General features: G+C 73.2%; 4 protein-coding genes. All 4 read left to right on the top strand.

Annotated features, from left to right (window positions below):
• Positions 1–208: 208 nt before the first annotated feature.
• A complete protein-coding gene (locus E1286_RS43810; RefSeq protein ID WP_246075667.1) occupies positions 209–3,601 on the top strand; it encodes a phosphodiester glycosidase family protein in 3,393 nt (1,130 codons plus the stop codon).
• Positions 3,602–3,721: 120 nt separating this feature from the next.
• Complete coding sequence (locus tag E1286_RS43815; RefSeq protein WP_246075668.1) at positions 3,722–4,897, top strand: amidohydrolase family protein; 1,176 nt, start codon at positions 3,722–3,724, stop codon at positions 4,895–4,897.
• 47 nt (positions 4,898–4,944) lie between these two features.
• A complete protein-coding gene (locus E1286_RS43820; protein WP_223190903.1) occupies positions 4,945–6,267 on the top strand; it encodes a M20 metallopeptidase family protein in 1,323 nt (440 codons plus the stop codon).
• Positions 6,268–6,300: 33 nt separating this feature from the next.
• A partial coding sequence (locus E1286_RS43825; RefSeq protein ID WP_132622801.1) for a glycoside hydrolase family 2 TIM barrel-domain containing protein occupies positions 6,301–8,230 on the top strand: 1,930 nt, incomplete at its 3' end.

Here is an 8,230-nt window from a genome sequence, read left to right on the forward strand (position 1 = left end):
GCCTGACCCGCCGCCCGATCGCCCCGCTTCCGACCCGGCCACCCCGGCGTCGCGCCCGGCCCGCGAACCCCGTCGCGCCCGGTGACGTGCCCCGATTCCCCCGCCTTCCCGGAAGCCCTCGGCGCGCGGTGGCGGGCAAGATCTGAAATTTAGTTTTAGTTCACCCCCAAGTCTTGAAAGTTATATCCGCGGGCGATTGAGTCTGGTCGTGCAGACCCTCAAAATCCTGGCCTCCGCGCTCCTGTTAGCCCCCTTGGCGCTGAGCGCGCCCGCACAGGCCGACCCGGCACCGCCCGCAGAGGACGCGCTCGAAGCGTCGTCCTATCCGGAGTCCTCCACGCTGCTCGCCCGGGCCGCCGCCGCCCAGCCGAGACTGGAGACGGCCAAGACGACCCGGCCGGTCGCCCCCGGCATCTCACTGACCTCGTTCGACACCTACGACGCCCTCGGCTGGTTGCGCGCCGACGCGCTCACCGCCGACCTCGGCAGCGCCGAGGCCGACTACGTCTTCTCCGGCGAGGTCTCCAAGACCGAGCCGCTGTCGGGGCCGGCCACCCGCTCGCGCGCCGTCGCGGCCGTCAACGGCGACTTCTTCGACATCAACAACTCCGGCGCCGCCCAGGGCATCGGCGTGCAGGACGGCACCCTCATCCAGTCGCCGGTCGCCGGCCACGAGAACGCCGTCGCGGTCAGCGGCGACGGCGTCGGCCGCGTGATCAAGATGTTCTTCGAGGGCACCGCCACCCCCGCCGGTGGCTCGCCGATCGCGCTCACCCAGTTCAACCAGATCATCCAGCGCGACGGCGTGGGGTTGTTCACGCCGCTGTGGGGCTCCTACAACCGGGCCCGCGCCGTCGAGGGCGCCTCGGCCGTCACCGAGGTCGTGCTGACGGACGGCGTCGTCTCCGAGGTGCGCACGGCCGCCGGCACCGGCCCCATCCCGGCCGGCACGTCGATCCTGCTGGGCCGCGACGCCGGGGCGGCCGCGCTGTCGGCGCTCAAGGTGGGCGACAAGGTCGACGTGAAGTACCAGCCGAAGCCGGCGGACGGCGGCGCCGTCGAGGCCGCCGTCGGCGGTAACTGGGTGCTGGTCAAGGACGGCGTCGTGCAGAACTCCACCGACGCCTCCGCCCACCCGCGCACCGCCGTCGGCTTCTCCGCCGACGGCAGGAAGATGCACCTGCTGACCGTGGACGGCCGCCAGGCCGACAGCCGCGGCGTCACCCTGAACGAGCTGGCCGCCATGATGGTCGACCTCGGCGCGGCGAACGCGCTCAACCTCGACGGCGGCGGCTCGTCCACGATGCTGGCCCGCGAGCCCGGCTCGGCCGGGGTCCAGGTCGAGAACAGCCCCTCCGACGGCGGCGAGCGCCACGTCCCCAACGGGCTCGCGCTGTACGCGCCCGAGGGCAGCGGCGAGCTGAAGGGCTTCTGGGTGGAGACCGCGAGCGACCCGGCCAAGGCGCCCGGCGTCGCGCCCGTCGCGGGAGGCCGTCCCGACCGCGTCTTCCCCGGCCTCACCCGCCGGCTGACCGCCGCCGGCTACGACGAGACGTACGGCCCCGCCGCGGGCAAGCCGTCGTGGCGGGCCACCCCCATGGTGCACGGCGTCGTGCGCGACGGCAGGTTCCACGCCCTCGTGCCCGGCCGGACCACCGTCACCGCCTCCCGCGGCAAGGCCGAGGGCACCATCGAGCTCACCGTGCTGCAGCCGCTGGAGCGGCTCGGGACCACCGCCGACCGGCTCGGCATGCCCGGCAAGGACGGCTCCGCCACGTTCGGTGTCGTCGGCTACGACCGCAACGGCAACTCCGCGCCCGTCGAGCCCGCCGACCTCGAGCTCGACTACGACGAGAGCCTGTTCGAGGTGACCGCCGCCGAGCAGGGCTACTTCACCGTCAAGGCCCGGCAGGACACCGCCTCCGGCCTCATCACCGCCAAGGTCGGCAAGCTCACCACCGCCCTGCCGGTGACCGTCGGGATGGAGTCCAGGCCGGTCGCCGACTTCGAGGACGCGGCCCGGTGGACGTTCTCCGCCGCCCGCGCCACCGGCTCCCTGTCGGCCGCGCCCGGCCAGAGCGGCGGCGGGCTGAAGCTGTCCTACGACTTCTCCACCTCCACCGCCACCCGCGCCGCGTACGCCAACCCGCCCCAGCAGATCGTGGTCGACGGGCAGCCGCAGGCGTTCGGGCTGTGGATCCACTCGACCGGCAAGGGCGAGTGGCCGAGCCTGGAGTTCTACGACGCGCTCGGCCAGTCGCAGATCCTGCGCGGCCCCTACCTGACGTGGACGGGCTGGCGCTACGTCGAGTTCACCGTGCCGGCCGGCGTCAACTACCCGCTCAAGCTGCGGCGCTTCTACGTGGCCGAGACGAAGGCCGCCGCGAGCTACACCAACGAGATCATGATCGACGGCCTGGTCGCCAAGGTGCCGCCGTCCGTCGAGGCCCCGGCCGCGCCCGAGGTCGCCGACCCGGTGGTCAGGGACGAGGTCGCGAAGATGCCGTGGACGTTCGCGGTCATGTCGGACGCCCAGTTCGTGGCCAGGAACCCCGACAGCGACCTGGTCAAGAACGCGCGCCGCACGCTGCGCGAGATCAAGGCGGCGAACCCGGACTTCCTGGTGATCAACGGTGACCTGGTGGACGAGGCGTCGCCCGAGGACTTCGCGCTGGCCAAGCGCATCCTCGACGAAGAACTCGGCGGAACGGTGAAATATCACTACATTCCAGGCAATCACGAGGTCATGGGCGGCGACATCGCCAACTTCCGGTCCGTCTTCGGCGACACGTACACGACCTTCGACCACAAGGGCACCCGGTTCGTCACCCTCGACACCTCGCGGCTGAGCCTGCGCGGCGGCGGCTTCGACCAGGTCGCCCAGCTCCGCTCCGAGCTGGACGAGGCCGCGAAGGACGACGCGATCGGGTCGGTCGCGGTGCTGTTCCACGTGCCGCCGCGCGACCCCACGCCCGGCAAGGCGAGCCAGCTCGGCGACCGTAAGGAGGCCGCGCTCGTGGAGGGCTGGCTGGCCGACTTCCAGCGCACCACCGGAAAGGGCGCCGCCTACATCGGGGCGCACGTCGGGACGTTCCACGCCGGCCGCGTGGACGCGGTGCCGTACTTCGTCAACGGCAACTCCGGCAAGAACCCCGCCACCGCGCCGGACGACGGCGGGTTCACCGGCTGGTCGTTGTGGGGCGTCGACCCGGTGACGCCCAAGGAGGCCGAGCACGTCAGGCGCAACTGGTTCGCCGACGCGCCCGACTGGATCGGCACGCAGGTGCGCCCGCACGTGGACGACCTCGTCCTGACGGCCCCCGCGACCGCCGCCGTCGGCGCCCCCGCCCCGGTGACGGCCGCCGTCGAGCAGGCCGGCCGGACGGTCCCGGCCGCGTACCCGGTGTCGGTCTCGTGGTCCGGCTCGCCGAACCTGCACGTCGGCTCGCCCAGGACGGCCAAGCCGTGGCACGTCGCCGTCCTCGACCCGCAGGCGGGCACGCTCACGGCGCTGCGCCCGGGCCAGGTCACGGTCGCCGTCACGGTCAACGGCGTCACGAAGCGGGCCCAGGTGGCGCTGACCGCCAAGGCCGCCGCCTGACCCACCCCTGGCCCCGCCGGACGAACGCCGTCCCGCGGGGCCCTGCCGTGTTCGTCCCCGCGGGTCGCGGGAAGGGGCACCGGGTACGAGATCGTGGAAACACCGGGGGAGGGGCAGCCGATGTCCATGGAGCTCGATCTCGTGCCCCGCGGGCTGGCCTTCGTCATCGAGGAGCTGCCGCTCGTGGACCACCACGTGCACGGCGCGTCCACGCAGGACCTGTCGCGCACGGCGTTCGAGGAGCTGATCACCGAGTCGGACCGGCCCGTGCCGCAGTGGATGACGCAGTTCGACTCCCAGGTCGGCTACGCCATCCTGCGCCACTGCGCCCCGCTGCTGGAGCTGGAGCCGTTCTGCGCGCCCGAGGAGTACCTGGCCAGGCGCGCCCGGCTCGGCGCCGCCGAGACCAACAGGACGCTGCTCGGCGCCGCAGGGATCGGGCACTTCCTCGTCGAGACCGGCTACCGGGCCGGGGAGCTGCTCGGGCCGTCCGGGATGGCGGAGGTGAGCGGCGTCCCCGCCGACGAGGTGGTCCGCCTGGAGACGGTCGCCGAGGAGGTGGCCGCCGCCGGGTGCGAGGCGGGGGCGTTCTCGCGCCGGTTCGAGGAGGAGCTGTGGGAGCGCGCCCGTACGGCCCGCGGGCTCAAGACCGTCGCCGCCTACCGCTGCGGGCTCGACTTCGACCCCGCGCCGCCCACTCCCGAGGAGGTCACGGACGCCGCCGGGCGGTGGCTGGCCGCCGGTGGCGGGCGCCTGACGGACCCCGTGCTGGTGCGCTACCTCGTCTGGGCCGGCATCGAGCGCGGGCTGCCGCTGCAGTTCCACGTCGGCTACGGCGACCCCGACATCGACCTGCGCCGCTCCGACCCGCTGCTGCTGCGCGGTCTCGTCGAGCTGGCCGAGCCCACCGGGGTGCCGCTGATGCTGCTGCACTGCTACCCGTACCACCGGCACGCGGGGTTCCTCGCGCAGGTATACCCGAACGTCTTCTTCGACGTCGGGCTGGGCGTGAGCTACGCGGGGGCGCGGGCCGAGGCCCTGGTGGCCGAGAGCCTGGAGGTGGCGCCGTTCGCCAAGCTGCTGTTCTCCTCCGACGGGTTCGGGCCGGCCGAGCTGCACTACCTGGGGGCGATGTTGTGGCGGCGGGCGATGACGCGGGTGCTGGGCGGGTTCGTGGCCGAGGGGGAGTGGTCGCCGGCTCAGGCGGTGCGCGTCGCGACCATGGTCGGCGCCGAGAACGCCCGCCGCGTCTACGGGCTGGGGGCCGTGGAACCCATGGGGATGCGCACGAGGTGAAGGAGGGCAGCAGGTGAAGGAGGACAGCAGGTGAGGGTGGAGAACAGGTGAAGGTAGACGGTCGCCGCGCGGATGCGGAGACGGCGCTGCGGGCGGCGCTGCACAGGGAACTGCCGACCGCGATCGCGTTGCGGCGGGAGCTGCACGCCTGGCCGCGCGTGTCCGGCCACGAGAGGCCGACGCTCGAACGGGTGCTCGGCGCCCTGCCCGGCCTGGACGCCGAACGCGTGGCCGGCACGGGCGCCGTGGTGCGGGTCGGCGGCCCGGGACCGGCCGTGGCGGTGCGCGGGGAGCTGGACGCGCTGCCGATGGACGAGCGCACGGGGGTGCCGTGGGCCGCCACCAACGGCGCCATGCACTCCTGCGGTCACGACGTCCACCTGGCCGCCGCGATCGCACTCGCCCGCGCCCTGGCCCGCACGATCTCCGAGCCTCGCGCCACATCCGAGTCCCGCACGCCGCCCCTCGTGACCCCCGAGCCCCGCGCGACCTCCCTCGCCGGCTTCGAACCCCGCGCGGGCTCGCACGCGGTCGTGGGGACGGCGCCGCTGCTCGTGGTGCTGCAGCCGCGCGAGGAGACCCAGCCGTCGGGGGCGCTCGACGTCGTCGGCTCCGGCGTGCTCGAACGGCACCGGGTGCAGGCCATGATCGGCGCGCACGTCCAGCCACTGCTGCCGGAGGGCACCGTGGCCTGCACCCCGGGGGCGGTGAACGCCTCGGCCGACGAGTTCACGGTCACCGTGACGGGCGTGGAGGGGCACGCGGCCTACCCGCACCTCACCCGCGACCCCGTCCTGGCCATGGCGCAGGTCATCGTGGCCGCCCAGCACCTCGTCAGCCGGGCCGCCGACCCCATGGTGCCGACCGTGGTCACGTTCGGCACCGTGAACGCGGGCACCGCGCCCAACGCCTTGCCCCGCGAGGCCACCGCCAAGGGCACGATGCGGACGATGTCGCCGGCCTGGCGGGAGCGGCTGCACCAACGGTTCACCGAGGTCGTGCAGGACACCGCCCGAGCGTACGGCTGCACGGCCGAGGTCGAGATCCGGCCCGGGGAGCCGGTGCTGATCAACGACCCGGCGCTGACCGTGCGAACGGGAGAGCGGCTGCGCGAGCACGGGTGGGACGTCACGGACGAGCTGCGCTCGTGCGGCGCCGACGACTTCGCCCGTTACGGCGAGGTGGCGCCGTCCCTGATGATGTTCGTCGGCGTGGACACCGAGGCCGGGCTGCACAGCCCCGCCTTCCTGCCCGGCGACGACAGCGTGGCGGCGGTCGCGGAGGCCCTCCTGGCGGGCTACCTGGAGGCGTCCTCGCCCAGCCGGTTCGCTGCGGACGGCCACCCAGCGGGACACAAAACTCATCCATGACGAAACCGCCGCGAACCTCTAGGCTCGGCGGCGATGGATCTCGAAACTTTCGCCCCCGGTTCGGGACGCCTCGAACCCCGGGCCTTCCTCCGCTCCGACGCCCCCGCCCTCGATCTGAACGGGACGTGGCGCTTCCGACTCTCGCCGGTCGCGGACGTCCCCGCCGACTTCGCCGACCCCGGCTACGACGACTCCTCGTGGGACGAACTCCCCGTCCCGTCCCACTGGGTCCTGCACGGCCACGGCACGCCGGCGTACACGAACGTCGTCTATCCGATCCCCGTCGACCCGCCGCACGTCCCCGACGAGAACCCGACGGGCGACTACCGCCGCGTCTTCGACCTGCCGGGCGACTGGACGGGCGGCAGGCTGCGGTTCGAGGGCTCCGACTCCTTCACCCGGGTCTGGCTCAACGGCCACGAGCTCGGCTACTCGACCGGCAGCCGGCTGCCCGCCGAGTACGACGCCGGGCCCCATCTCCGGCCCGGGCGCAACGTGCTGGCCGTACGCGTGCACCAGTGGTCGGCCGCCACGTACCTGGAGGACCAGGACATGTGGTGGCTGCCGGGGATCTTCCGCGACGTCACGCTCACCCGCTCGACCGCCGACGTCTTCGTGCACGCCTCCTACGAAGCCGGTCGCGGCACGCTGAGCTTCGCGGGCTCCGGCACGCTCAGCGTGCCCGAACTGGGCGTCACCGGCCTCGAACCCGGCGCGCGGGTCACCCTCGACGCCGAGCCGTGGACGGCCGAGACCCCGCGCCTGTACGACGCCGTGGTGACCTGTCCAGGCGAGACGGTCCGGCTGCGGATCGGCTTCCGGACGATCTCCATCGAGGACGGCGTGCTGCTCGCCAACGGCCGGCCGCTGCTGCTCAAGGGCGTCAACCGGCACGAGTTCCACCCGGAGCACGGCCGCGCGGTCCCGTACGAGACGATGCGCGAGGACGTGCTGCTCATGAAGCGGCACAACGTCAACGCCGTCAGGACCAGCCACTACCCGCCCCACCCGGCCTTCCTCGACCTGTGCGACGAGCTCGGCCTGTGGGTCGTCGACGAGTGCGACCTGGAGACCCACGGCTTCGGCGAGGTCGGCTGGCGCGGCAACCCCACCGACGACCCCCGCTACGCCGACGCGCTGCTCGACCGCATGCGGCGCATGGTCGAACGCGACAAGAACCACCCCAGCGTCATCATGTGGTCGCTCGGCAACGAGGCCGGTGCGGGCCGCAACCTGGCCGTCATGGCCGACTGGGCGCGCGAGCGCGACCCGTCCCGGCCGCTGCACTACGAGGGCGACCGGTCCAGCGCGCACACCGACGTCTACTCCCGCATGTACGCCTCCCACGCCGAGGTCGAGGCCATCGGCCGGTACGAGGAGGACCCGCTCGACGACCCCGCGCTGGACGCGCGCCGGCGGGCGATGCCGTTCCTGCAGTGCGAGTACGCCCACGCCATGGGCAACGGCCCCGGTGGCCTGGCCGAGTACCAGGAGCTGTTCGAACGCTACCCGCGCCTGGCCGGCGGGTTCGTCTGGGAGTGGATCGACCACGGCCTCGCCCACCCCGAGTTCGGCTACGCCTACGGCGGCGACTACGGCGAGCCCCTGCACGACGGCAACTTCGTGATCGACGGCCTCGTCTTCCCCGACCGCACGCCGTCACCCGGGCTGCTCGACCTGAAGAAGGTCTTCGAGCCGGTGCGGATCGAGTTCGGCGACGGCATCGTCCGCGTCGTCAACGGTTACGGCTACACCGACCTGTCCCACCTGGAGTTCGTCGCCACGGTGCAGGTCGAGGGGGAGACGGTCGCCGAGCACCGGCTCGACGTGCCCGCCGCGGGCGGCGAGTGCAAGCTGCCCGACACGGCGGACGGGCCCGCCGGGGAGCGATGGCTGACCGTACGCGCCGTGCTTGCCCGCGACCTGCCGTGGGCGGCGGCGGGCCACGAGGTCGCCTGGGGGC

This window comes from Nonomuraea terrae (assembly GCF_004348995.1).
Taxonomy (GTDB): domain Bacteria; phylum Actinomycetota; class Actinomycetes; order Streptosporangiales; family Streptosporangiaceae; genus Nonomuraea; species Nonomuraea terrae.

What these genes read in the sequence shown, in the direction of transcription:
- E1286_RS43815 (WP_246075668.1), top strand. Translation starts at nt 3,722, where the DNA reads ATGTCCATGGAGCTCGATCTCGTGCCCCGCGGGCTGGCCTTCGTCATC.